This is a genomic window from Psychrobacter sp. GW64-MNA-CIBAN-0177 (genome assembly GCF_040309585.1).
Taxonomy (GTDB): Bacteria; Pseudomonadota; Gammaproteobacteria; order Pseudomonadales; family Moraxellaceae; genus Psychrobacter; species Psychrobacter okhotskensis.
Map to the genome: position 1 here is coordinate 1 of NZ_JBEOOY010000111.1, position 301 is coordinate 301.

Annotated in this window: 1 pseudogene; it reads left to right on the forward strand. The window is 41.5% G+C overall.

Going from position 1 to position 301, the window contains the following annotated elements:
• Window positions 1-301 (forward strand): annotated as a pseudogene (locus AAEY79_RS14390) (hypothetical protein); the annotation flags it as partial.

Below are 301 nucleotides of genomic sequence, written 5' to 3' on the forward strand. Positions count from 1 at the left end.
CCATGCGCTGCTTAAACAAGCCATTGATCGGCAGCTGCTCAGAACTTTAGAACAAGACACTATGTGGCATAAATATGCGGTGGTTAATTACCTTAGAAAGCTAGGCTTAACCATTGAACGGCAAACTGAACGCTCAATCAGTGTGTCTCATCCTAATATTAAGAAAAATATTCGGCTCAAAGGCTTTATGTACGAGCAGAAATACGATGGTGCAAGAATGCAACCTAGAGCCAAAGAAATATATCAAGAAAGCTTTGATTACGACAGCAGTCGCGAGCGCCGGTATCGAAATGACTTAAAT